The organism is Pigmentiphaga sp. NML030171 (assembly GCF_002188635.1).
Taxonomy (GTDB): Bacteria; Pseudomonadota; Gammaproteobacteria; order Burkholderiales; family Burkholderiaceae_B; genus Pigmentiphaga; species Pigmentiphaga daeguensis.
Genome location: NZ_NINX01000051.1, coordinates 157706 through 181007 on the forward strand (window position 1 = coordinate 157706; position 23302 = coordinate 181007).

The window sequence follows — 23302 nt, forward strand, 5'->3', positions numbered from 1 at the left end:
TCCTTCATCACAACAACGGCCCAAGCCGTGTCCGCATGAACACCGCCAAACGACTAGCGATCTTCGAGCGCCTGCGCGCCGCCAATCCCTCCCCCCAGACCGAACTCGAATACGGGTCGACCTTCCAGTTGCTGATCGCCGTCATGCTGTCGGCGCAGGCCACGGACAAGTCGGTCAACCTGGCCACGCGGCGCTTCTTCCCCGAACACGGCACGCCCGAGCGGCTGCTGGCCCTGGGCGAAGAGGGGCTGAGCCAGTACATACGCACCATAGGCCTGTACAAGACCAAGGCCAAGAACGTGATCGCCACCTGTCGCATCCTGCTGGAACAGCACGGCGGGGAAGTACCCGCCGACCGCGACGCGCTGGAGGCCCTGCCGGGCGTGGGCCGCAAGACCGCCAACGTGGTGCTCAACACCGCCTTCCGGCAGGTGGCCATGGCGGTCGATACGCACATCTTCCGGGTCTCCAACCGCACCGGCATCGCGCCGGGCAAGACCGTGCGCCAGGTCGAGGACAAGCTGCTCAAGGTCGTGCCCAAGGAGTTCCTGCTGGACGCCCACCACTGGCTGATTCTGCATGGACGCTACATCTGCGTCGCGCGCAAGCCCAAATGTCCGCAATGCGGCATCGCCGACCTGTGCGAATACAAGGACAAGACGCCGGCCACCGCCTAGGGCGGCTCGCGGCCGGGTACGCGGTTTGCGTCGGCAGGCTTGAGCGGGGATGTCGCGCGGCGCGACAATTCCCCTGCCAAGCTTGTGAAAAGGAGCACACCATGTCCAACAGTACCTTGCTAGGCACGGGCGAAAGCCTGCCGGAAGACAGCAGCAAGAACGGCAAACTCGGTCCCAGCGATACCTCCGACTCCGGCAGCGATCTGGCCGGGCTGCCCGAGGACGAGGCCGGCACGGATTCGAGCAGGACGGGAGAACGGCTCTCCGTCGACCCCGACGAGGAAGAACGTACCGGCGCCGACGTGCTGCCCGACGAGGTGGTGGACGAGGAACGCCTGGCCCGCTCGCACCCCGGCGACGACGAAGACGACGCGACCCGCGCCCGTTGACATCCCGGGTAGCGCTCGGGGTCAGTGCTGCATGGCGCGGGATTCCCGGGAATCCATGGCATCGGACGGCCTGGCCTGCACCTTGTCGCTCAGGACGGGAGCGGCCACGGGGTCGAAGTCCACCCAGTCGCCGTCGCGCCACCGGCCCTCGGCCTGCTCCACGTCCTTGCCGCCGCAGTCCCTGAGCACCTGCGCGGCGGCGGCTTCGGTGGCAACGGTGACGTGGACGGCCGTCAGGACGCCGGCGCGCCGCATTCCCGTGCTGTGGCCGGCCCGGTAGGCGCGCGAAGCGCTGCGGGTGGCCACCAGTGCGCCGCCCAGCGAGCCGATGTAGGCGCCGACACCCACCGCGATGATCAGCGCGAGCACGGAGCCGGCGGCATACAGCCAGACGATGGAGCCGATGACGGCTCCGAGCAGGCCCAGCAGGGCAGCGCCCGCCACGGCGCCGCGCCGGGTCTTGCGCGCGCCCGGGTCGGCGGCCTGGTCTCCGCCCAGGGGATAGCGGTCATGCTGGCCGGCGGGATTGACGAAGAAGATGGAGACGTCCTCATGGGCAAAGCCGGCGGCGAACAGTTTGCGGCCGGCCTCCTCGGCCTCGGGAAAGGAGTCGAAACGGGCAGCGACGATGAGCGACACGGCAATCTCCTCGAATCACGGATGAGGAGTTGCCAGCACGTAGCGTGCCGCGCCTTATTCGCCCGGCGGCGCGGGAGGCGGAGGAGGCAGCTCGGGATCGATGGGATCGGGCTGCTGGGCCGGCGGCACCGGCGGATCCCCCACCGGCTGGTTGGGGGGATCGCCGACCGGTGGCGGATCCTTGACGGGAGGATCCGGGGGAACGGAATGCGCGTACGACGGGGACATATCAGGGCTCCATGGCGCTTGGCGCCTTTCGCGACGGCAGCAGGCGCGCTCAAGAAACCGGCACGTCCTGCATGTCCGCCTCGCGGGCGTCGTCTGCGGCGTAATCCTCCAGCCGGTTGTAGAGCGTCTTCAGGCTGATGCCCAACACTTCGGCCGCGTGCTTCTTGACTCCCCCGCAGTGCTGCAGGGTGGCGAAGATCAGCCGCCGGTCCGCCTCAGCAAGCGATGTACCCACGGGTATGGTGACGATGGGCTCGCTTTCCGTCTTGCCGGCAGGCGCCAGTTGAATGGGCGCCGCCACCGTGTCGATCAGGCCGCCATCGGTCATGATGAAGGCACGATGCACGTAGTTCTTCAGTTCGCGCACGTTGCCGGGCCAGGCATGCGAGGCCATGTCGGCCAGCATGGCGGGCGAGAAGGCCTTGGCCGACTTGTGCGTCTCGTTGAGCATGTCGAGGAAACTCTGGGCCAGGAGTTCGACGTCCTTGGCCCGCTCGCGCAAGGGCGGAAGATGGATGGGAAAGACGTTCAGGCGGTGATAGAGATCTTCCCGCAGCTTGCCGTCGGCCACCGCTTCCTGCGGGTTGCGGTTGGTGGCGGCAATGATGCGCACGTCGCATTCGGTTTCCTGGTTGGTACCGACGCGCATGAACAATCCGGTCTCGAGCACGCGCAGCAGCTTGACCTGGAGCTCGATGGGCATCTCCGTGATCTCGTCCAGGAACAGCGTGCCGCCGTGCGAACGTTCGAAATAGCCCTTGTGCTGGCGCTCGGCGCCGGTGAAGCTGCCGCGCTCGTGGCCGAACATCTCGCTCTCGATCAGGTTGGGCGAAATCGCGCCGCAGTTCACCGCCAGGAACGGGCGCTTGCGCCTCAGGCTCAGGTCGTGCAGCGTCTGGGCCGCCAGCTCCTTGCCCGTGCCGCTTTCGCCGATCAGCAGCACGGTCGCCTCGGTGGGCGCGACCTTGCCGATCTGGTCGTACAGGTCCTGCATGGCGGGAGAACCGCCCAGCATGCGGCCGAAGCGGCCGAAGCGGCGCAGCTCGCCGCGCAGCGAACCGATCTCGGCCTTCAGGTCGCCCGCCCGCGGAATGCGGTCCAGGATGGCCTTGAGGCGCTGCATGTTGATCGGCTTGATGAGATAGTCGGCCGCGCCCAGGCGAAGGGCGTCGACCGCGCTCTCCACGCTGGCGTGGCCGGTGATCAGGATGACCTCCACGGGGATGGACGGGTCCAGCTCCTTGAACAGGTCCATCCCGCTGCCGTCCGGCAGCTTCAGGTCGGTCAGCACGACGTCGGGACTCTGGCGCACGATCTGAATGCGGGCCTCCCGGAGGTCGCCCGCAACGGCGTTGGTGAACCCCTCGGCGCTGACGATTTCCGCCAGGGCTGCCCGGGTATTCGGTTCGTCGTCCACGATCAGGACATGCGGCATGCAGTCAGGCTCCTCGATACGATGAGGTTGGAAACGGGGGGACGGAAACGGCGGCTAGCGCCTGGGCGCGAGCAGGCCTATGACGACGCCCACCGCGATGGCGATGCCCACCGCCCGCCAGGGATTGTCATGGACATAGGCATCGGTCTGGGCGGACGCCTGCCGGTAGGACTCGGCGGCGCTGCGGCGCGCGTCCTGGAACAGGTCCTGGGCCCGGTCCAACTGGTCGCGCAGCCGCGCCCGCGCCGCCTCGAGTTCGCCGCCCGCGTGGCCGGCGGTGTTCCGCAGGAGCGCCTCGGCATCCTCGACCAGGCTCCGAACCTGGCCGATGGCGCCCTCCACGTCGCGCAGTCCCGCAACCCGATACTTGCCCATATTCGCTCCTTTTGACGTTCCAGACGCCATCCCTATCGTCGGAACGCTCCAAGCAGGAGCGTGACCACGAAGACGATGACGAAAATATAAAACAGGATCTTCGCGATCTCCGCCGCTCCGGAGGCGATCCCGCCAAACCCGAATAATGCGGCAATCAAGGCAATTACGAAGAAAATGGCTGCCCATCGCAACATTGCTTACTCCTTGTATAGACTGCCCCAGGGGCCGCGGGGACGGATCCGGCGCGGTGTTCGGCCCCATGCCGCCGCAGTTTCCGTTCCGCCCCGCGCTCCCCTGGCCCAAGTGCAAGCAATAGGTAAGAATTACATGAAAACTTGTAAATTCCCCCGACCCGCGCGGGGCTTGCGACAGCCCGTTACCATACCCCCCGCGACCGCCTTCCTGGACGGGGGACGCCTTGCTTAGAATGGGACTCCCGCCCTGCCGTGGGCACTCCCGCCCCGGCCCCACCCTGGAGACTCATGCGGAAGGAACAGGCGATGCGCCCTGACGAAGCCTTGGCACCGATCCTGGACACCGATACGCCCTACGAGGCGTCCGGCCCCGCCGCCCCGATCGCGGCCGAACCCGTGCGCCCGGCTCCGCCGCCCCAGCACTACGGGCTGCTGTACGGCGCCTCGATACCCATGCGGGAGCTGTACCAGCAGATCGACAAAGTGGCGCCCACCGCGCTGACGGTGCTTATCGTGGGCGAAAGCGGCACGGGCAAGGAATTGGTCGCGCGCACCCTGCACGAGAAGAGCCCGCGCGATACCGGCCCCTTCATCCCGGTCAACTGCGGTGCCATCCCCTCGACGCTGATCGAGGGAGAACTGTTCGGACACGAGAAAGGCAGCTTCACCGGCGCCATCCAGCAGCACGTGGGATATTTCGAACGTGCGGCCGGCGGCACCATCTTCCTGGACGAGATCACGGAAATGGCCCCGGAGATGCAGATCAAGCTGCTGCGCGTGCTGGAGACCTCGGCCTTCCACCGTGTCGGCGGAACGGAACAGATTTCCGCGGACGTCCGGGTCATCGCCGCGACCAACCGCGATCCCCAGGTGGCGGTGCGGGAAGGACGCTTCCGCGAAGACCTGCTCTATCGGCTGGCGGTGTTCCCGCTGCGGGTCCCGCCGCTGCGCGAGCGTCCCGCCGACATCGAACTGCTGGCCCAGCGCTTCCTCGACCAGCTCAACGCAACCGAGAAGACCCGCAAGCGTTTCGCCCGCGGCACCCTGGACGGCCTGCGCCAGTACCACTGGCCGGGCAACGTCCGGGAACTGAAGAACGCCGTGCACCGGGCGTTCATTCTGGCCGACGACGAGGTCGAGGTGCAGAATCCCGAACCCGCTCCGCGCAATCGCCGGGTGGTCCGGCGCGAGGGCAGCCTGGAACTGGCGGTGGGGATACCGCTGCCCGACGCGCAGCGGGAGCTGATCCTCGCGACGCTGGCCCACTTCGGCGGCGACAAGCGCCAGGCTGCCAGCACGCTGGGCATCAGCCTCAAGACGCTCTACAACCGGCTGGACACCTACAAGCACGGCGGCGACGCCTAGAACCGCCGCTACAGCCACCGCTCCAGCAGGCGCGACATGAATTCCTTGAGCCTGTCCGTCAGCGGCCGCCGCTTCCACTGCTCCAGTGACACCGGTTCGGACGCCTGCCTGTCGCGCTCGAACAGGGCTTCCATCTGGGCGCCGAAATCGGCGCCCAGGATCACCGCGTTGATCTCGTGGTTCAAGGTGAAGCTGCGCCAATCGAGATTGCTGGATCCGGCCGTGGACCAGACGCCGTCCACCACGGCGGTCTTGGCGTGCAGCAGCGCATCCTTGCGCTCGTAGATCTTCACGCCGGCCTCGAGCAGTTCTTCGTAGTGGGATCTGCCGGCATGCAGCACGATCGAGAAATCGCTGAATCCCGGCAGCAGCAGCGTCACGTCGACACCACGGCGCGCGGCATCGGCCAGGGCCTCGATGAAGCCCGGATCGGGCACGAAATAGGCCATGGTGATGTGCACGGACCGTTGCGAGCTGTTGATGGCGGACAGCAGCGTCAGGTAGATGGCGTGGTTGTCCGCCGAACCCGGGCGGTTGACCAGGATACGGACCACGTGCGGCCCGCGCCGGGGCTGCTGCGGCAGAAAATCGAGATCGCCCAGCGGCGGCCCGCCCTGGCTGCGCCACCCCTCCAGGAACACCCGCTCCACGTCGGGCACGGCGGGACCGCGGATGCTGATGTGCGTGTCCCGCCAGGGCGCGTCCTGCTGGCTGCCGGCGTCGTGGGCCCGGGCCGAACCGGCCACCGGCCGGGACGCGTACACGTCGCTCAGGTTGATGCCGCCCACGAAGGCGATCTCGCCATCAACCACCAGGATCTTGCGATGGCTGCGCTCGTTGATGGACCATCCGCCCCGGCTCTTGAGCGGGTTGACGGGATTGAAGAAGACCACCTGGACGCCGGCCTGCCGCATGCGGTCGAAAAGATCGGGCGGCACGGACAAGGTGCCGATGTCATCGACCATGACGGCCACGGCGACCCCCTGCGCACGCTTGGCGATGAGCATCTCGGCGATGCGGTTGCCGATCTGGTCGTCCTCGAAGATGTAGCTTTCCAGGTGTATGAAGCGGCGAGCGGCGCCTATGGCCTCTTCCATGGCGCGGTAGGTGCTGGGCCCGTCGCCGAAGAGCCGCACTTCGTTGCCGACGACCAGCGGCGCATCGGCCACGGCTTCCTCGACCTGCAGGTGCCGCGCCAGGAAATCACCCGCCTGGGCCCGCGCGTCCAGTTGCTGGATGATGCGGCGGCTCTCGCGGTAGGTCAGCAGCCCCGCGTCGCTGGAGATGCGTACCTTGCGGCGCGGCTCCACGCCGCTGGCCGGATCGGGAAGCGGACTGGCGCAGTGGCACAACAGCGCCGCGCACAGGCCGTACAGGAGGACGCGCAGGAAGCTTCGCATGTTCTTCTCATTCTGTTACGAGACAGACCCGTTTCGTCGAGCATGGACCCTGGCCGCCGGCGACCGCACCGGTAAAACTTACCGGACCGGCAAGAGCTGCACGCTATTTTCCACCGTCCGGCGCGCCGTGCCTACGTCTTCGCATTGGCACGAAGCTTGCAAGTAGGGGGATTGCGACATCAACGGCCGACCCTCCGGCCAAGCATGGGAGACAGCATTGGTTCAAGCTACTTACGACATGCGTGTGCGGCAGCAACTGTCCTTGACGCCCAGGCTCCAGCAGTCCGTCAAGTTGTTGCAGATGTCCGCGCTCGAGTTCACACAGGAGCTGCAGCAAGCCATCGCGAACAATCCCTTCCTGGAGGAAGACGACCAGGAAGCCTCTTCGGGGGCGCAAGCCGGCGATTCGATCCTTTCCGTGGACCGCAACACCACCGGCTCCGCCGAGGCCGACGATGCCCAGGAACCCCCACCGCCCACGTTCGACCCGGAACCCTATGGCGGCAGCTACGCCGGCACCCGGACGCGCGACGACGATGGCGAGAATCGTCCCGACATCGGGCAGTGGACGCACAGTTCCATGGGGCTGCACGACCACCTGCACCAGCAGTTGTGCGGCTACCGGCTCGGGGACCGCGACCGGCTGCTGGCCGAGATCATCATCGAGGCGCTGGACGAGGACGGCTATCTGCGCCAGGACTTCGACGATCTGGCGGCCACGCTCGCCGTACAACCCGCCCCCACGCACGACGAATGGATGGTCGCCCTGACCCTGGTCCAGCACCTGGACGCTCCGGGGCTTGCCGCGCGCAACCTGGGAGAATGCCTGCGCCTGCAGCTGGCAGCGCTGGCCGAGACGACGCCGGGGCGCGCGCTGGCGATGGCGATCGCCGACCGCTACCTGGACCTGATGGCGCGCCGCGAGACGGCCGAACTGCGCCGCCGGCTGGGATGCAACGACGAAGACCTGGCGGTGGCCTGCCGCCTTATTCGCAGCCTGACGCCCCGGCCGGGCCTGGCGTTCTCGGAAGAAGGCACCGACCATATCGTGCCGGACGTGATCGTGCGCAAGGTCCGGAACAAATGGGTGATCTCCACCAATCCCGCGGTCATGCCCAAGGCTCGCCTGCACCACGCCTATGCCAACCTGTTCCGCAAGGCGCGCTGCGACGACCGCGCCCCGCTCGCGCAGGAACTGCAGGAAGCACGCTGGCTGATACGCAACGTCGAACAGCGCTTCACCACCATCCAGCGCGTGGCCGAGGCCATCGTCGCGCACCAGCGCACCTTCTTCGATTATGGCGAGATCGCGCTCAAGCCGCTGGTGCTGCGCAAGGTGGCCGAAGAACTGGACCTGCATGAATCCACGGTGTCGCGGGCGACGAACAACAAGTACATGGCCACGCCGCGCGGCGTGTTCGAGTTCAAGCATTTCTTCTCGCGCGAACTGGCCACCGAAACCGGCGGCCGATGTTCGGCCGCCGCCGTGCGGGCGCTGATCCGCGACATGATCGCCGCCGAGGATCGCCGCGACCCCCTGTCCGACGTCTCGTTGACCAGGATGCTGGCCGAACAGGGCGTGGTGGTGGCACGGCGCACCGTCACCAAGTACCGCGACCTGATGAAGCTGCCGCCCGCGGAATTGCGCAAACAGCCGTGAGCCGTTAAAACGCGGGGACAGGGGTATCCCCCACTCGCGGAACCTGCCGATGCGAACAAAAGGAATCCTTGCCGCCGTTGCTGGAGTCGTCGTCCTTCTGGTTGTCGCCGCCTTGCTGACCGACTGGCGCTTCCTGCGGGGGCCGGTGGAAAGACTGGCCACCGAAAGGCTGGGGCGGCAAGTGGTGCTCGAGGACTTCCGCATGCGGCTGCGGCCCGTCACCCGCATCCGCCTGCACGGGCTGGCCGTGAACAACATTCCCGGCGCCAAGCCCGAGCGCATGCTGCAGGCCGAATCCATCGAGGTCCAGGTCCGGCTGCTGCCCCTGCTGCGGCACGCCGTCGTGCTGGACCTGCTGTCGGTGGACGGCGCCCAGGCCCATCTGGCCCGCGATGCGTCGGGCGCCAACAACTGGACCCTGGCCCGGCAGGACGATGGCGGACCGCCCCCCGACGTGGTGGTGCGCGCGCTGTCCTTGAACCGCGTGAAGGTGAACTACGACGACCGCGTGCTGAAGGCCGATGCCTACTTGCAGGCCGACAGCATGGAGACGCCCGCCTCCGGGCCGGCCTACGGGATGAAGCTGGAATTCGGCGGCCACTACCATGACGCCGCCTTCGGCGGCGTGGCGCGCACCGGCGGCATCCTGACGCTGCGCGATTCGGGTACGCCCTTTCCGTTCTTCATCGATGCCAAGGGCGGCCCCACCCGCATCCGGGCCGAGGGCCAGGTGGGCGATCCGTTCGGCGATGCCTCCGTGGACGTGGCGCTGGACATCGCCGGGCCGACCCTGTCCACGCTGTATCCGTACATCAACCTGCCCCTGCCCACCACCCCGCCCTACCGCATCAAGGGCCGATTGAAGCGCGACGGCATGAACTTCGGCCTGACGGGCATGGACGGCAGGATAGGCTCGACCGACATCTCCGGCGACGCCAGCTACGAGATGCGCCGCGACAAGCCCATGCTGCGCGCCAAGCTCAAGAGCCGCGTGCTGGACATGAAGGATCTCGGCCCCCTGATCGGCGTGCGCGACGATGCCACGGCGCAGAAGGAGCAGGCCGCGCCCCGGCCGGCGGCCGACCGCCGCATCCTGCCCGACGCCGAGTTCAGGCTGGAGCGGCTCAACGCCATCGACGCCGACGTCACGCTGGACGCGGGCGACGTGCGCGTGCGAGGCCCCTGGGCCTTCGACGATTTCTCGGCCCACCTCGTGCTGCAGGACGGCGTGCTCAAGCTGGTGCCGCTGAATTTCGGCTATGCGGGCGGCGAGCTGCGCTCGGACATCACGCTGGACGCACGCCAGCCGGTGATACGCACCGACGCCCATATCGGCGTGCGGCGGGCCCGGCTGAACCGGCTGTTCCCCGACGTGAAACTGATGCAGAAAAGCGAGGGTACGCTGGGCGCCGACGTGAAGCTCAAGACCGCCGGCAACTCGATACGGGCCATGCTGGGGCGTGCCGACGGCACCGTGGGCGTGGCCGTGACCGGCGGCGAGATCTCCAACCTGCTGGTCGAGGCCATCGGCCTGGACGCCTCCCAGGCGCTGGGATTCCTGATCGGCGGAGACAAGGACACGCGGCTGCGCTGCGCGGTCGCCACCTTCGGGGTCAAGGACGGCATCGCCACTTCGCAGGCCCTGGTCGTCGACACCGACGACACGCGCATCGACGGCCATGGGACCATAGACCTGCGCAACGAACGCCTGGGGCTGCGCTTCGAACCCCGGCCCAAGGACAAGAGCATACTGGTGGCCCGCTCGCCCATCGACATCGTCGGCACTTTCGGCGCCCCCGACTTCAAGATCGACAAAGCCTCGCTGTTCGCGCGCGCGGGCGCTTCCGTCGCGCTGGCATTCATCAATCCGCTGGCCGCGCTGATCCCGCTGATCGAGACCGGCCCCGGCACCGACGCCGACTGCCAGGGCCTGCTGGCCAACCTGCGCGAGGCCCGCCGCAACGCCGATACCGCCGCCCCCAAGGGCAAGGCGCGCTAAACGGCCCCGCCCGCTTCAGCGTTCGTTGCGCGGCACGCTCGGCTCGCGCCGGCCTCCGCTGGAGCGCAGGTCGGTGTCTTCCTGGCCCGATTGCACATCCTCGTAGGCCTGCTCGATCACCTTGCGCGGCGCGCTTTCCTGGCTGTCGTGCGATTCGTCGTGCTCGTGGGGCAGCCGCGGCTCGCCCCGGCCCATGTCGTCCTGGGCCCGGGTCCGTTCCGGCCGCCGCTTCTCGGGTTCCTTCATGCTCGGCTCCTTATCGCGCCAGCCGCAGGCCGGCGTACTGCCAGCGCGAGCCAGGCGCAAAGAAATTGCGGTACGTGACACGGATGTGACTGCGAGGCGTGGCGCAGGACCCGCCCCGCAGCACCATCTGGTTGATCATGAACTTGCCGTTGTATTCCCCCACCGCGCCGGCGGCGGGACGAAAACCCGGATACGGCAGGTAGGCGCTTTGCGTCCACTCCCAGACACCGCCCAGGAAACCGGGCGCATCGGCGCGCAGCCGCGCTGGATGCAGCAGCCCCGACTCGGCGAAGTCCCCATCGGCCGGCAGGCCGGCGCCTTCGGCCATGGCCCGCGCGGCCGCGATTTCCCATTCCTGTTCCGTCGGCAGCCGGGCGCCCGCCCACCGGGCATAGGCATCGGCCTCGTAATAGCTCAAGTGGCAGACGGGCTCGGCCGGGTCCATGGGGAGCGGCCCGGCCACCGTATGGCACATCCATCGGCCGTCGCGCCGCATCCAGTACAGCGGCATGTCCCATCCACCGCGCACGCGCGCATCCCAGCCGTCGGACAACCACAAGTCCGGCCGGCGATAGCCGTCGTCCTCGATGAAGGCCAGGTATTCCGCATTCGAGACCGGGCGCTGCGCCAGTTCGAACGCATCGACCCACACGCGGTGCCGCGGCGCCTCGTTGTCGAAGGCAAAGCCTTCGCCCGCATGCCCCACGTCCGCCAGTCCCTCGTCATAGCGCAGGAATGCCGCCGGCCCGGGTTCCGACGGCGGTTCCTTGGCCCGGGCCGGCCGCCACGCGGGCAGCAGAGGGTTGTGCCAGAAGTGGTGCTTCAGGTCGGTCGCGATCAGTTCCTGGTGCTGCTGTTCGTGATGCAGGCCGAGCTCGACCAGCGCCAGCGCCCGCGGCGGCGCGTCATCGTCCATCCAGGCCAGCAGGCGTTCCAGCACCGACTGCTGGTAGGCCATGACCCGGTCCAGCGACGGACGCGAGAGCAGCCCCCGCTGGCCGCGCGGATGCCGCTCGCCGACGCCCACGTAGTAGGAGTTGAACAGCTCGCGGAAGGCGGGATCGAAGGGCCTGAAGCCCGGCTGCCACGGTTCGAGCACGAAGGTCTCGAAGAACCACGCGACGTGGCCGACGTGCCACTTGACCGGACTGGCCTCGGGCATGGACTGCAGCATGCAGTCCTCGGGCGTCAACCCGTCCAGGAGGGCCAGCGTCGCCTCGCGCACGGCCGCCACGCGGCGGGCCAGCAACTCGGGAACGAACACATCGTCGCGCGCGTTCATCGCTGGGCCAGGAAAACGCCGAACCACGAACGGGGATCGGTCCACATGTTGCGCACCGAAAAACCCGCCTGCGCCAGCATGGCATCGAACTGCGCCGGCGTGTACTTGTAGGAATGCTCGGTCACGATGTCCTCGCCTGCCTCGAATATCCGCTCCGACGTCCCCCAGCATACGCGCTGCCGCTGCCGGGCCCGCAGCCGCATCTCGATACGGCCGTGGCCATCGTCGAAGCGCGACTCATGGTCGAACTCGGCCGGCTGGAAGTCGCTGCCCAGCACCCGGTTGCATACGCGCAGCACGTTGCGGTTGAATGCCGCCGTCACGCCCAGGTCGTCGGCATAGGCGCGCTCCATCACGCGCCTGTCCTTGCGCAGGTCGGCGCTGATCAACAGACTGCCGCGCGGACCGGCCTGGCGGCAGATCGCGGCCATCAGCGCGACGGCTCGCTCCGGATCGAAGTTGCCGATGGACGATCCGGGGTAGAAAAACACCGGCGGATGCTCCTCGATATCGACCAGGTGGCGGCGCAGGTCCAGGTCGCCCGAGAAGTCCGCCTCCACGGCCACGCAGGCGATCTGGGGGAATTTGCGCCCCAGCGCCGCCACCTCGTGCCGCAGGCAGTCGGCGGCGATGTCCACGCCCAGATATCGGCAGGCGTCCACGTGGGCCAGCCAGGAACGGGACTTCGCGCAATCTCCGCAGCCCAGGTCCACCCACTGGATGCGGCGCGGCAGGGACCGGGCGATGGCCGGACGATGGGCCTCGAAGATGGCCCGCTCGGTGCGGGTCGGGTAGTACTCCTCGAGTTCGCAGATGGCGTTGAACAGGACGCACCCTTGCGCGTCGTAAAGAAACTTCGGATCGATATGGGCCTGCGCATCCCGCAGGCCGGCGGCCAGTTCCGCCGCGCGATTGTCGAGCGGCGCCGTATCGGCGCGCCGCCCGGGGGACGGCGCGCCTTCCATCGAAAAGGCGGTGTCGTTCCCGGCCATTCTGTGCGCGGGACCTCGAAGCATGGTGGTCAATATGGGCTCCTTGGGGGACAGCGGCAGAGTGTCCGCCCCGGGCCGTAGCAAGCGCAATGCCCGGCCGCGGCCGTCGGACATGGGCCCTATCTATACGCTTGTCGCTTCCCGGGGAACAGGAATGGGATGTAACCCTTGCCTACGACGCTGCGAAAGGAGCCCGCATTTGACCGTAAACCGAAACAAACTATGGCGGCCACCCCTGTTTTTCCCTCATGGAACAGCCCCTAAGCTGATGGCTGTCGCGACGGTTTCCCTCCGTCCCCCCACCATCAAGGAGTTTCCATGAACATCGCCATCCTCGGCGCCACCGGCAACGTCGGCAGCCGCCTCGTCAACGAAGCCCTGGCCCGCGGCCACCACGTCACTGCCCTCGCCCGCCACGCCTCGAAGCTCGCCGCACGCCCCGGCCTGGAGACCCTGGACGTCGACCTGGCCGACGGCGCGAAGCTGGCCGACGCCCTGCGCGGCAAGGACGCGGTCATCAGCAGTGTGCGCTTCGCCACCTCGCCTCTGGCCGCCGTCCTCGGCCCCGTCAGGCAGGCCGGCGTGCGGCGACTGCTGGTAGTGGGCGGCGCCGGCAGCCTGGAGGTGGCTCCCGGAATCGCGCTGGTGGACACGCCGACGTTCCCGGCCGAGTACAAGCCCGAGGCGCTGGCCGGGCGTGACTGGCTGAACGCCCTGCGGACCGAGAAGGACCTGGATTGGACGTTCCTGTCGCCCTCGGCGCTGTTCACGCCGGGCGAGCGCACGGGCACGTTCCGCCTGGGCGGCGATACGCTGCTGACCGCGGCGGACGGCCGCAGCTGGATCTCCATGGAAGACTTCGCCATCGCGATGCTGGACGAAGTGGAAAAGCCCGCGCATACGGGGCGGCGCTTCACCGTCGGATACTGATGGCGTCGCGGCGGGGCAACGCGAACCGCGACGCCCGCCCCGGGGCCGTTACATGTAGCGACGATTGCAACAGCCCGCACAAACCGCCGGCCGGAAATCGCCCCTACAGTCGGACTATCGCAGTTTCGGAGAATCTGTATGAAACGGCTGGCAATGGCAGGGCTGATGGCCGCGGCCCTCTTGGCCGTCAGCGCGACGGCCCAGGCCCGCGTGAGCGTATCCATAGGCATCGGCATACCAGGTATCGTCTATGGCCCGCCACCGGTCTACGTGGCCCCCGCGCCGGTCTACGTGCCCCCGCCTCCCCCCGTCATGGTGATCCCCGGGCCGGTCGGCTACGTGCCCTACGACCCGTACTGGCGGGAAAGGCGCTGGGAACAGGAGCGGCGCTGGGAGCGCGAGCGCTACCGCGAAGAGCGCCACTACCGGCGCCACGGCTACCGCGATTGAACGACGGCCCCTAGACGGGGCCGTTTCTTTTTGCCGCCGGCCGCCCCCGAAGGCGCGACCGAATGTCGCGACTTGACGTAGATCATTGTCACGTACGGCCGAGCACTGATACCTTAGGCGTAGCCCAACGTACAACGGGAGTACGCCCCTGTCCCGCCCTGCCTGCGCGCGCTCCGGCGACGCGCTTCGCCCCTCCCCCGGCGACTGGCTGCAACTGGCCGGATCGCTGACGTGGCTGGCCCAGGCCGGCATCCTGGCCGCGGCGGTGCAGCGCATGGCGGCGGATCCCGGCGACGTGGCCGCAGGCCTGGTGTCCGCCGCGGCCTTCCTGCTTGCCGGCGCCCTGCGCGCGGCGTGCGATGCGTGGGGAACGCGCCTGAGCTTCCAGGTCGCAAGGAGCCGCCTGTCGGCGCTGCGTGCCGCCGCGGTCGACGCGCTGGCAAGCGGTTCCCCGCTGGACAAGCGCCGCCCCGCCGCCGGCCACGCGGCCAGCGTGCTGGCCGAACAGGCCGATGCCGCGCTGCCCTACCTGGCCCGCTATCCCGCCATCCAGTTGAAGATACTGGTCGTGCCGCTGGCCATCCTGGCGGCCGTCGCGCCGCTGTCGTGGGTCGCGGCGCTGGTCCTGCTGGCCTCGGCCCCGCTGATCCCGGTCTTCATGGCGCTGGTGGGCTGGCGCGCCCAGCGCGCCAGCCAGGCCCACCTGGCGGAGATGGGCACGCTGAACGCCTTCCTGCTGGATCGCCTGCGCGGGCTGGCCACGCTGCGGGCGCTTGACGCCGTCGACGCCACCACCGGACGGCTGGCATACGTTGCACAAACACTGCATACGCGTACCATGGCGGTACTGCGCATCGCCTTCCTGTCCTCGGCGGTGCTGGAATTGTTTTCCGCCATCGGGGTCGCCATGGTCGCGGTCTACGTAGGATTCCACCTGCTGGGCACCTTGCCCTTCGGCACCTGGGGCAGTCCGCTCTCCCTCGGCCAGGGGCTCTTCGTCCTGCTGCTGGCCCCCAGTTTCTTCGAACCGCTGCGCGACCTTTCCACGGCCTGGCATGACCGGGCCGCGGGCCGGGCGGCGCTGGAGGCGCTGCGGGCGCTCGCCGCCGCGCCCACGAAGCTGGTGGGCGGCATCCTCCCCTTGCCCTCGCCGGACGACGCGCCCGCCCGTCGCCCTCCCCCCGCCGTCGAACTCGTCCAATTGCGCTTCGCGCACGCCGATTCGGCGCCACCGGTCATCGACGGCCTGGACCTGCGCGTGGCCCCGGGCGAGCGGGTAGCCATCGTCGGACCGAGCGGCGCGGGCAAGTCGACGCTGCTGGCGTTGATCGCCGGCCTCGTGCCGGCCCAGTCCGGCGCCGTCCTCATCGACGGCGTGGCGCTGGATGACCAGAACGCGCCGCGTCTGCGGGCACGCATGGCCTGGATAGGGCAGAAGCCGCATGTCTTTGCCGGTACGCTGGCCGCCAACGTCGCCCTGGGCCGCCCGGACGTGGACCCGCGGGCGGTGGACCGCGCCCTGCGGGCCGCGACCCTGGAGCTGCTCGCGGGACGCGAAGCCGGACGCCCGCTGGGCGAAGCCGGCACCGGCCTGTCCGGCGGAGAATGCCTGCGCCTGGCAATGGCCAGGGCAGTCGCCGCGCCCGGCAGCGACCTGTGGCTGGCCGACGAACCCACCGCCCACCTGGACGCCGCCACGGCCCGGGAGCTGACCCGCCGGCTGCTGGCGCAGTCCGCGGGCAAGACCCTGATCGTCGCCACGCACGACCCCGAACTGGCCTCGCGCATGGACCGGGTGATCGACCTGGCCCCCCCGCGCGCGGCGCCGGCCGGCACGGACCTGGCCGCGCAGGACGTCATGGAGGCCGCGTCATGAAGGCCTCCATTGGCGCCGTCTTGCGGCTGTTCTTCGCCGGTCGGCGGCGCCTGTTGTGGAGCGGCATCGCGCTGGCCGCGCTGACGGTCTTCGCCGGCATGGGGCTGCTGGGCCTGTCCGGATGGTTCATCACCGCCACCGCGCTGGCAGGACTGGCCGCCGGCACCGCCCTGGCGTTCGACGTGTTCACTCCCGGCGCCGGCATACGGCTGCTGGCCCTGGTCCGCACGGCGGCCCGCTATGGCGAGCGGGTCGTCACCCACGATGCGGCGCTGGCGGTCATCGCCGCGCTGCGTCCCCGGCTGTTCGCGGGCTGGGCCCGGCCCGAGGCCGCGCGCAAGCTGCTCGCCCGGCCGGCCCGGCTGCTGTTCCGCCTGACCGCCGACGCCGACGCGCTGGACGCGCTGTACCTGCGCGTGCTGGTTCCCGCCGGGGCCGCCTGTGCCGCCATCGCGCTGGCCGGCGTCGCGCTGGGCGTGATCAGCCTGCCGCTGGGCCTGGCAATGGCCGGCTGGCTGCTGGCCGCCGGCGCCGGCATACTGGCCTGGACCATGCGCCGCAGCCGCCGCGCCGCCTGCCGCCGCGCCCATGCGCTCGAAGCCCTGCGTGCGCAGGCCATCGACCTCGTCTCCGGCCAGACCGAACTGGCCATGGCCGGCCAATTGGCGCAGCGATGCCGGCTGCTGGCACGGACCGAACACCGGCTGGCCGCCGCCGACGACACCATCAACCGCGCCGACACGCAAGGCGGATTCCTGCAGGCCATGGCGGGCACGCTTGCCATGGGCGCCACGCTGGCGGCCTGTGTCCTGCTGGTGGCCGGCTCGGCCATCGGCGCCCCCGTGGCGGCGCTGGCGCTGCTGCTCGTGCTGGCAAGCGCCGAACCGCTCACGCCGCTGCGGCGGGGAATCCTGGAGCTGGGCCGCACCCTCTTGGCCATCCGCCGCCTGGCGCCAAGACTGGACGCACCCGCCGCGCCCCCGCCCCGCGCCGCCTCCGGCGACATCCGGCTCGAACACGCCAGCCTGGGCCACGAAAGCCGGCCCGGCCTGCCCGCCGGCCTGGCACTGGCGGACGTCACGCTCGTGGTCCGGCCCGGCGAGCGAGTCGCGGTGGTCGGCCCCAGCGGCGCGGGCAAGTCGACGCTGCTAGCCCTGGTGGCGGGCGAACGGCTGCCCTCCGGCGGGCGGGTCCAGGCCCCCGCCTCCTGTCTGCTGACCCAGCGCACCGAGCTGTTCCAGGACAGCGTGCGCGACAACCTGCGCCTGGCCCGCCCCGATGCCAGCGACGACGAGCTGTGGGCCGCGCTGCGGGCCGCGGGCCTGGACCAGGCCATCGCCGCCCTGCCCGCCGGCCTGGATACGCGGCTGGGCGAAGGCGGCCTGGGGCTGTCCGCCGGACAGGCACGCCGGCTCGCGCTGGCGCGGCTGTTCCTGCGCCCCACGCGGCTGTGGCTGCTGGACGAACCCACGGAAGGGCTGGACGCGCCGACCGCGCGCGACGTGGTCGACCGATTGGCCGGACAGGCCCATGGCCGGACCCTCCTCATCGCCACCCATATCAGGCGGGAGGCCGCCCTGGCGGACCGCATCGTCGTGCTGGCCGCCGGCATCGTGGCCGCCGACCTGCGCCGCGGCACTCCCGCCTTCGATCATCAACTTCACACCCTGCGCCCGGACTGAGGAGGAAGCTGGCACCATGGACCTCGACATCGTTTCACTCTCGCGCCTGCAGTTCGCATTGACGGCGCTCTACCACTTCCTTTTCGTCCCGCTCACGCTGGGCCTGTCGGTCGTCATCGCCATCATGGAGACGGTCTACGTCATGACCGGGCGCAAGATCTGGCGGCAGATGACCAAATTCTGGGGCACGCTGTTCGGCATCAACTTCGTGCTGGGCGTGGCCACCGGCCTGGTGATGGAGTTCCAGTTCGGCATGAACTGGAGCTACTACAGCCACTACGTTGGCGACATCTTCGGCGCGCCGCTGGCGCTGGAAGGCCTGATGGCCTTCTTCCTGGAAGCGACCTTCGTCGGCCTGTTCTTCTTCGGCTGGAACAAGCTGTCGCGCGTCGGCCACCTGGTGGCGACCTGGTGCGTGGCGCTGGGATCGAACTTCTCGGCGCTGTGGATCCTGATCGCCAACGGGTGGATGCAGAACCCCGTCGGCTCGGCCTTCAATCCCGAGACCATGCGCATGGAAGTCAGCGACTTCTTCGCCGTCCTGACGAACCCGGTGGCACAGGCCAAGTTCGTCCACACGGTATCGGCCGGCTACGTGACCGCCTCGGTGTTCGTGCTGGGCGTATCGGCCTGGTACCTGCTGAAGGGCCGGCACATCGACGTGGCCAAGCGCTCGATGACGGTGGCCGCCTCGTTCGGGCTGGCCTCGGCGCTGTCGGTGGTGGTCCTGGGCGACGAAAGCGGCTACCTGTCGACCGAGCACCAGAAGATGAAGCTGGCCGCCATCGAAGGCATGTGGGAAACCGAGCCCGCGCCCGCTCCCTTCACCATCGTCGGCATCCCGGACCAGCAGGCGCGCGAGACCCACTACGCCATCCGCATCCCGGCCGTCATGGGCCTGATCGGCACGCGCTCGCTCACCACCGAGATCCCCGGCATCACCACGCTGGTCGACCACGCACGGGACCGCATACGCAGCGGCATCGTGGCCTTCGACGCCTTGCAGCGCATACGCGCGGCGGGAAGCTCCGCCGCCATCGCGCCTGCCGACCGCGACGCGTTCGAGGAGCACGGCCGCGACCTCGGCTACGCCCTGCTGCTCAAGCGCTACCTGGACGACCCGCGCCAGGCCACGGCCGCGCAGATCGACCAGGCCGCCTGGGACACCGTGCCCATGGTCCTGCCGCTGTTCTGGTCCTTCCGCATCATGGTCGGCCTGGGTTTCTTCTTCATCCTGCTGACGGCCACGTTCTTCATCCTGTCGGCCCGCCGCCGGCTCGACGCGCACCGCTGGCTGCTCAAGGTCGCGGTGTTCTCGATCCCGCTGCCCTGGATCGCCGCCGAGATGGGCTGGATCGTGGCCGAGTTCGGCCGTCAGCCGTGGGTCATCGAAGGCGTGCTGCCCACCGCCGCCGCCGTCTCCGACCTGGGCGTGGAGACGGTACTGCTGACCATCCTGGGTTTCACCGCGCTCTATACCGTGCTGTTCATCGTCGAGATGAGCCTGATGCTGCGCGCCATTCGCAAGGGCGTGGAACCCGACCCCGATCCGGAAGTCCGGCTCGTGGCCCCGCACCTGTCCCAACGCCTTACCGCCCAGGAGTAAGCCATGATTCTGCACACACTCATCGACTACGACGTGCTGCGCCTGATCTGGTGGGCGCTGCTGGGCATCCTGCTGATCGCATTCGCGCTGACCGACGGCTTCGACCTGGGCACGGGCATGCTGCTGCCCTTCGTTGGCCGCACCGACATCGAGCGCCGCGTGGTCATCAATACCATCGGCCCCGTGTGGGAAGGCAACCAGGTGTGGCTGATCCTGGGAGGCGGCGCCATCTTCGCCGCCTGGCCGCCGCTGTATGCGGTGTCCTTCTCGAGCTTCTATCTCGCGATGTTCGCCATCCTGTTCGCGCTGATCCTGCGGCCGGTGGGCTTCAAGTACCGCAGCAAGCGCGAAGGCACGCGCTGGCGCGCGGTCTGGGACTGGGCGCTGTTCGCCGGCGGCCTGGTGCCCTCGCTGATCCTGGGCGTGGCGGTGGGCAACGTGCTGCTGGGCGTGCCCTTCAGGCTCGACGGCGATCTGCGCATCTTCTACGACGGCAGCTTTTTCGGACTGCTGTCGCCCTTCGCCCTGCTGTGCGGCCTGGTATCGGTGGCCATGCTGGCCACGCAAGGCGCGTGCTGGCTGGTCCTGAAGACCAGCGGCGAGGTGGCCGAGCGCGCGCGCCGCTACGGCAGCGCGGCGGCGTTCCTGACGCTGCTGCTGTTCGCGCTGGGCGGCATCGCGCTGTGGGCATGGGTGGACGGGTACCGGATCACGAGCGCCATCGATCCCCTGGGCGCCTCCAATCCGCTGCGCAAGACGGCGGAAACCGCGACGGGCGCCTGGTTCGACAACTATGCGGCCCATCCGTGGCTGATGCTCGCACCGGCCGCCGGCCTGGCCGGCTCCGCGCTGGCCCTGCTGCTGCTCCGGGTGCGCAGCGAGGTCGGTGCGCTGCTGGCCAGCTCGCTGGCCATACTGGGCATCATCCTGACCGTGGGCGTCTCGATCTTCCCGTTCCTGCTGCCGTCGTCCGCCGACCCGCGGGCCAGCCTGACCGTCTGGGATGCCTCCTCCAGCCACCTGACGCTGTTCATCATGCTGGTGGCATCGGCCATCTTCGTCCCGATCATCGTCGCCTACACGTCCTGGGTCTACCGGGTCCTGTGGGGCAAGGTCGACGAAGCGTCCCTGAAAGAACCCGGCAACCACGCCTACTGACACACCTGGGAGGAACGAGCATGTGGTACTTTTCCTGGATACTGGGGTTGGGCCTGGCGGCGACCTTCGCCGTCCTGAACGCCATGTGGTACGAACTCAGGGAACAAGACGAGTAAGTCCCCCTATCGGAGATATCGAGCGGTATGAAGACTTGGGATCAACGCTTTTCCGAACCTGGCTACAAGTACGGAACCGCGCCCAACCGCTTCCTGGCCGAGCAGGAACCCCGCCTGCCGGCCGGTAGCCGGGTGCTGCTGCCCGGCGATGGCGAGGGCCGCAACAGCGTGTGGCTGGCCGAGCGCGGACACCAAGTGCTGGCGGTCGACAATTCGCATGTCGGACTGGACAAGGCGCTGGCCCTGGCGTCGAACCGCGGCGTCACCATCACCACGCTGAACGCGGACCTGGCCGCCTGGACACCGCCGCCGGCCACCTGTGCAGCGGTCGTGCTGATCTATGTCCACCTGCCCAGCGGCTTCCGGGCCGACGCCCACCGTCGCCTGGCGGGCGCGCTGGCTCCCGGCGGCTGGCTGGTCCTGGAATCCTTCCACCCGCGCCAGCTGGCCTACCGGAGCGGCGGTCCCCGTGACGTCGACATGCTGAGCGACCTGGCCACGATACGCGCGGACTTCGCCGGCCTGCTCGAGGAAGTGCACGGCTGGGAAGGCGAGGTGGAACTGGACGAAGGAGACGGGCACCGCGGGCCGGCCTTCGTTACCCGCTACGTGGGCCGGCGCGCGGCCTAGCCTGCGGCACGCCGGCCCATGCCAGCCGCCCCATGCCTGGCGGCATATCCGCTATAGTTGTTGCACCAAGCCTGGCTGCCGCGCGCATGTCCCCTACTTCGAAATCTTCGTCCGTACCGACGCTCTCGTCCGATACGTATTCGCTGTCCTCCGATCTGACCACGCGGGCCCCGTCCGTCCAGCAAGCCTACGCTTACGTGCGGGACGGCATCATCTCGGGCCGGTTTCCCGAGGGCGCGCGCATCACGGAAAAGGAAGTTTCGGAAGCACTGGGGTTATCGCGCACGCCGGTACGCGAAGGGCTCAGGCTGCTCGTGGCCGATGGCCTGCTGATCTTGCGCGCCAACGCGGGGGCCACCGTGCGAACCTGGACCACCCAGGAAATCCGGGATCTCTACGCGGTGCGCATCCTGATCGAATCGGAACTGGCCGCCCTGGCCGCGACCCGCATGAGCCCGGCCACGCTGGCCGAGCTGCACGAGATCCAGGACGAGATGGAATCACGCGGCCCGGACATCAGTCCCGCCAACCTCGACCGCATCGCCCCGCTGAACCGGAACTTCCACGCGCGCATCTCCGAATCCGCCGGCAACCCGCGGCTGCTGGCCATGCGCACCAAGGGCGTGGACATCAAGATCATCCTGCTGACGCGGCGCAGCTACGACCGCTCGCGCCTGGCGCGTACCTTCCAGCATCATCGTGAACTGATCGATGCATTCACCGCGCGCGACCCCGAATGGGCACGCGCGGTCATGCATGGCCACCTGCGGTCGGCCCAGTTCGCGCTGCTCGAACGCGCCTCGTCCCCCGTGGATCAGAACGCCGCTCGATAGATCGCCAACGCGTCCTCTTCCGACACCGGCCGCGGATTGTTGACCAACAATCGCTGCTGCATCATGGCATCGCGCGCGAGCATGGGAAGATCGGCCTGCGCCACGCCCACTTCGCGCAACGAACGGGGAATGCCGGTTGCGCGCACCAGCTCTTCCATGTAGCGGATGAAGCCATCCGCCGCCGCCAGATCATCGGCGCCGGCATACTCTGCCTGCACCACGCGTGCCAAGTCGGCGTACAGCGGCCGCGCGGCAGGGAGATTGAAACGCAGCACGTGGTTCAGGACCAGGGCATTGGACAGTCCATGCGGCACGTGAAAATGCCCACCCAGGGGATAGGCCAATGCATGAACCGCCGCGACGGGCGCATTGGAAAACGCCTGCCCGGCCAGCATGGCCCCGAGCAGCATGGCCTCGCGCGCATCCAGATTCGAGGGTTCGCGGCAGGCCTGCAGCAGATTCCTCGACAGCCATTGCATGGCGCGCCGGGCCAGCATGTCGGACAAGGGGTTCTTCAATCGCGCCGACGTATAGGCCTCGATCGCATGGACCATGGCGTCTATGCCCGTCGCTGCCGTGGCGGCGGCCGGAAGTGCCACGGTCAGTTCGGCATCCAGGATGGCCAGGTCTGCCATCAGCAACGGCGAGACGACCCCGCTCTTGCTGGTCTCGCCCGTCGTCACGATCGAGATCGCCGTCACCTCGGAACCCGTGCCCGCCGTGGTGGGCATCAGGATCAACGGCAGGCGCGGACCGGCGACCTTGCCTATGCCATACATCTCGGCCAGAGGCTGGGCCGAGCCGCAAAGCACGGCGATGAGCTTGGCCACGTCCATCGAAGACCCGCCGCCCATGCCCAGCACGACTTGCGCCCTGGCATCGCGCGCGCGATCGGCCGCTTTCGCCACCACATGATCGGGTGGATCCGCCACCACGTCGTCGATGACGGTGACCTCCCAGCCGTGGTCCCGCAAATCGGCCAGCGCGGGCGCCAGCAGTCCGCTGGCATGCAGGAACCGGTCCGTGACCAGGCACAGGCGCATGGCGGAATGACGGTCCCGCAGCAGCCGGCCCAAGCGACGCGCGGCGCCCCGCTCCACGATCAGCTGCGGTACGGTGGAAAATTCGAACCTGTCCACG

Annotated in this window: 24 protein-coding genes; 14 read left to right on the top strand and 10 right to left on the bottom strand. The window is 68.7% G+C overall.

Annotated elements, in window-relative coordinates; all coding sequences use genetic code 11:
• Window positions 1-35: 35 nt before the first annotated feature.
• Complete coding sequence (nth, locus tag CDO46_RS25730) at window positions 36-677, top strand: endonuclease III (RefSeq protein ID WP_087841406.1); 642 nt, start codon at window positions 36-38, stop codon at window positions 675-677.
• A gap of 101 nt (window positions 678-778) precedes the next feature.
• Window positions 779-1066 carry a hypothetical protein gene (locus CDO46_RS25735; protein ID WP_243724578.1) on the top strand — a complete coding sequence of 96 codons (288 nt, stop codon included), beginning with the start codon at window positions 779-781 and terminating at the stop codon, window positions 1064-1066.
• 21 nt (window positions 1067-1087) lie between these two features.
• Here the strand turns inward: CDO46_RS25735 and CDO46_RS25740 are convergent, their stop codons facing one another.
• From CDO46_RS25740 to CDO46_RS25755, 5 genes are read right to left on the bottom strand one after another with little or no spacing between them, the layout of a single operon-like run.
• The gene (locus CDO46_RS25740; protein ID WP_243724577.1) at window positions 1088-1705 is read right to left on the bottom strand and encodes a hypothetical protein; all 618 of its coding nucleotides are present in this window, start codon (window positions 1703-1705) and stop codon (window positions 1088-1090) included.
• A gap of 54 nt (window positions 1706-1759) precedes the next feature.
• A complete protein-coding gene (locus CDO46_RS28765) occupies window positions 1760-1933 on the bottom strand; it encodes a hypothetical protein (protein ID WP_165963223.1) in 174 nt (57 codons plus the stop codon).
• Window positions 1934-1982: 49 nt separating this feature from the next.
• Window positions 1983-3368 carry a sigma-54 dependent transcriptional regulator gene (locus CDO46_RS25745; protein WP_087841407.1) on the bottom strand — a complete coding sequence of 462 codons (1386 nt, stop codon included), beginning with the start codon at window positions 3366-3368 and terminating at the stop codon, window positions 1983-1985.
• A 54-nt stretch (window positions 3369-3422) separates the two neighbouring features.
• Window positions 3423-3743, bottom strand: coding sequence for a YqjD family protein (locus tag CDO46_RS25750; RefSeq protein WP_087841408.1), 321 nt, complete (start codon window positions 3741-3743; stop codon window positions 3423-3425).
• A gap of 32 nt (window positions 3744-3775) precedes the next feature.
• Window positions 3776-3937 (bottom strand): DUF1328 domain-containing protein, encoded by a 162-nt coding sequence (locus CDO46_RS25755; RefSeq protein ID WP_087781354.1) that lies wholly within the window; start codon window positions 3935-3937, stop codon window positions 3776-3778.
• Window positions 3938-4225: 288 nt separating this feature from the next.
• On the opposite strand from CDO46_RS25755, the gene CDO46_RS25760 reads away from it, so the two are divergent.
• Window positions 4226-5302: a sigma-54-dependent Fis family transcriptional regulator gene (locus CDO46_RS25760; protein ID WP_243724576.1), complete on the top strand. Its 1077-nt coding sequence runs from the start codon at window positions 4226-4228 to the stop codon at window positions 5300-5302.
• An 8-nt stretch (window positions 5303-5310) separates the two neighbouring features.
• On the opposite strand, the gene cls is transcribed toward CDO46_RS25760, so the two are convergent.
• The gene (gene cls, locus CDO46_RS25765) at window positions 5311-6702 is read right to left on the bottom strand and encodes a cardiolipin synthase (protein WP_087841409.1); all 1392 of its coding nucleotides are present in this window, start codon (window positions 6700-6702) and stop codon (window positions 5311-5313) included.
• 217 nt (window positions 6703-6919) lie between these two features.
• Between cls and CDO46_RS25770 the strand changes: the two genes are divergently transcribed.
• Window positions 6920-8362, top strand: a complete 1443-nt coding sequence (locus CDO46_RS25770; protein ID WP_254914689.1) for an RNA polymerase factor sigma-54 — start codon at window positions 6920-6922, stop codon at window positions 8360-8362.
• Between the two features lie 49 nt (window positions 8363-8411).
• Window positions 8412-10361: an AsmA family protein gene (locus CDO46_RS25775; RefSeq protein ID WP_087841411.1), complete on the top strand. Its 1950-nt coding sequence runs from the start codon at window positions 8412-8414 to the stop codon at window positions 10359-10361.
• Between the two features lie 15 nt (window positions 10362-10376).
• On the opposite strand, the gene CDO46_RS25780 is transcribed toward CDO46_RS25775, so the two are convergent.
• The 3 genes from CDO46_RS25780 to egtD are packed head-to-tail and all read right to left on the bottom strand — an operon-like array spanning window position 10377 to window position 12881.
• Entirely contained in the window at window positions 10377-10607 is a 231-nt protein-coding gene (locus CDO46_RS25780; protein ID WP_087841412.1) for a hypothetical protein, read from the bottom strand.
• Window positions 10608-10617: 10 nt separating this feature from the next.
• Window positions 10618-11889, bottom strand: coding sequence for an ergothioneine biosynthesis protein EgtB (gene egtB / locus CDO46_RS25785; protein WP_087841413.1), 1272 nt, complete (start codon window positions 11887-11889; stop codon window positions 10618-10620).
• Entirely contained in the window at window positions 11886-12881 is a 996-nt protein-coding gene (gene egtD, locus CDO46_RS25790; protein ID WP_165963222.1) for an L-histidine N(alpha)-methyltransferase, read from the bottom strand. The genes egtB and egtD overlap by 4 nt, the downstream gene beginning before the upstream one ends.
• Window positions 12882-13199: 318 nt before the next feature.
• Between egtD and CDO46_RS25795 the strand changes: the two genes are divergently transcribed.
• From CDO46_RS25795 to CDO46_RS25835, 9 genes are all read left to right on the top strand, one after another.
• A complete protein-coding gene (locus CDO46_RS25795; protein WP_087841415.1) occupies window positions 13200-13811 on the top strand; it encodes an NAD(P)-dependent oxidoreductase in 612 nt (203 codons plus the stop codon).
• Window positions 13812-13949: 138 nt separating this feature from the next.
• Complete coding sequence (locus CDO46_RS25800) at window positions 13950-14261, top strand: hypothetical protein (RefSeq protein WP_087841416.1); 312 nt, start codon at window positions 13950-13952, stop codon at window positions 14259-14261.
• A gap of 214 nt (window positions 14262-14475) precedes the next feature.
• On the top strand, window positions 14476-16137 hold the full coding sequence (gene cydD, locus CDO46_RS25805; RefSeq protein ID WP_254914692.1) for a thiol reductant ABC exporter subunit CydD: 1662 nt from the start codon (window positions 14476-14478) through the stop codon (window positions 16135-16137).
• The gene (locus CDO46_RS25810) at window positions 16134-17819 is read left to right on the top strand and encodes an amino acid ABC transporter ATP-binding/permease protein (RefSeq protein WP_087841418.1); all 1686 of its coding nucleotides are present in this window, start codon (window positions 16134-16136) and stop codon (window positions 17817-17819) included. Before cydD ends, CDO46_RS25810 begins: the two co-directional genes overlap by 4 nt.
• A gap of 16 nt (window positions 17820-17835) precedes the next feature.
• Complete coding sequence (locus CDO46_RS25815; protein ID WP_087841419.1) at window positions 17836-19425, top strand: cytochrome ubiquinol oxidase subunit I; 1590 nt, start codon at window positions 17836-17838, stop codon at window positions 19423-19425.
• A 3-nt stretch (window positions 19426-19428) separates the two neighbouring features.
• Window positions 19429-20583: a cytochrome d ubiquinol oxidase subunit II gene (gene cydB / locus CDO46_RS25820; protein ID WP_087841420.1), complete on the top strand. Its 1155-nt coding sequence runs from the start codon at window positions 19429-19431 to the stop codon at window positions 20581-20583.
• A 20-nt stretch (window positions 20584-20603) separates the two neighbouring features.
• A complete protein-coding gene (gene cydX, locus CDO46_RS25825) occupies window positions 20604-20699 on the top strand; it encodes a cytochrome bd-I oxidase subunit CydX (RefSeq protein WP_087841421.1) in 96 nt (31 codons plus the stop codon).
• 27 nt (window positions 20700-20726) lie between these two features.
• Window positions 20727-21329, top strand: coding sequence for a bifunctional 2-polyprenyl-6-hydroxyphenol methylase/3-demethylubiquinol 3-O-methyltransferase UbiG (locus CDO46_RS25830; RefSeq protein ID WP_087841422.1), 603 nt, complete (start codon window positions 20727-20729; stop codon window positions 21327-21329).
• An 86-nt stretch (window positions 21330-21415) separates the two neighbouring features.
• The gene (locus CDO46_RS25835; protein ID WP_165963221.1) at window positions 21416-22162 is read left to right on the top strand and encodes a GntR family transcriptional regulator; all 747 of its coding nucleotides are present in this window, start codon (window positions 21416-21418) and stop codon (window positions 22160-22162) included.
• Here the strand turns inward: CDO46_RS25835 and CDO46_RS25840 are convergent.
• Window positions 22144-23301, bottom strand: a complete 1158-nt coding sequence (locus tag CDO46_RS25840) for an iron-containing alcohol dehydrogenase (protein WP_087841424.1) — start codon at window positions 23299-23301, stop codon at window positions 22144-22146. The two genes, CDO46_RS25835 and CDO46_RS25840, sit on opposite strands and share 19 nt — an antisense overlap.
• Window position 23302 lies beyond the last annotated feature (1 nt).

Bases quoted from the DNA above. Each gene is read 5' to 3' on its own strand.
- nth (WP_087841406.1), top strand. From the start codon at position 36: ATGAACACCGCCAAACGACTAGCGATCTTCGAGCGCCTGCGCGCCGCC.
- CDO46_RS25735 (WP_243724578.1), top strand. From the start codon at position 779: ATGTCCAACAGTACCTTGCTAGGCACGGGCGAAAGCCTGCCGGAAGAC.
- CDO46_RS28765 (WP_165963223.1), bottom strand. From the start codon at position 1,933: ATGTCCCCGTCGTACGCGCATTCCGTTCCCCCGGATCCTCCCGTCAAG.
- CDO46_RS25745 (WP_087841407.1), bottom strand. From the start codon at position 3,368: ATGCCGCATGTCCTGATCGTGGACGACGAACCGAATACCCGGGCAGCC.
- CDO46_RS25750 (WP_087841408.1), bottom strand. From the start codon at position 3,743: ATGGGCAAGTATCGGGTTGCGGGACTGCGCGACGTGGAGGGCGCCATC.
- CDO46_RS25755 (WP_087781354.1), bottom strand. From the start codon at position 3,937: ATGTTGCGATGGGCAGCCATTTTCTTCGTAATTGCCTTGATTGCCGCA.
- CDO46_RS25760 (WP_243724576.1), top strand. From the start codon at position 4,226: ATGCGGAAGGAACAGGCGATGCGCCCTGACGAAGCCTTGGCACCGATC.
- cls (WP_087841409.1), bottom strand. From the start codon at position 6,702: ATGCGAAGCTTCCTGCGCGTCCTCCTGTACGGCCTGTGCGCGGCGCTG.
- CDO46_RS25775 (WP_087841411.1), top strand. From the start codon at position 8,412: ATGCGAACAAAAGGAATCCTTGCCGCCGTTGCTGGAGTCGTCGTCCTT.
- CDO46_RS25780 (WP_087841412.1), bottom strand. From the start codon at position 10,607: ATGAAGGAACCCGAGAAGCGGCGGCCGGAACGGACCCGGGCCCAGGAC.
- egtB (WP_087841413.1), bottom strand. From the start codon at position 11,889: ATGAACGCGCGCGACGATGTGTTCGTTCCCGAGTTGCTGGCCCGCCGC.
- egtD (WP_165963222.1), bottom strand. From the start codon at position 12,881: ATGGCCGGGAACGACACCGCCTTTTCGATGGAAGGCGCGCCGTCCCCC.
- CDO46_RS25795 (WP_087841415.1), top strand. From the start codon at position 13,200: ATGAACATCGCCATCCTCGGCGCCACCGGCAACGTCGGCAGCCGCCTC.
- CDO46_RS25800 (WP_087841416.1), top strand. From the start codon at position 13,950: ATGAAACGGCTGGCAATGGCAGGGCTGATGGCCGCGGCCCTCTTGGCC.
- CDO46_RS25810 (WP_087841418.1), top strand. From the start codon at position 16,134: ATGAAGGCCTCCATTGGCGCCGTCTTGCGGCTGTTCTTCGCCGGTCGG.
- CDO46_RS25815 (WP_087841419.1), top strand. From the start codon at position 17,836: ATGGACCTCGACATCGTTTCACTCTCGCGCCTGCAGTTCGCATTGACG.
- cydB (WP_087841420.1), top strand. From the start codon at position 19,429: ATGATTCTGCACACACTCATCGACTACGACGTGCTGCGCCTGATCTGG.
- cydX (WP_087841421.1), top strand. From the start codon at position 20,604: ATGTGGTACTTTTCCTGGATACTGGGGTTGGGCCTGGCGGCGACCTTC.
- CDO46_RS25830 (WP_087841422.1), top strand. From the start codon at position 20,727: ATGAAGACTTGGGATCAACGCTTTTCCGAACCTGGCTACAAGTACGGA.
- CDO46_RS25835 (WP_165963221.1), top strand. From the start codon at position 21,416: ATGTCCCCTACTTCGAAATCTTCGTCCGTACCGACGCTCTCGTCCGAT.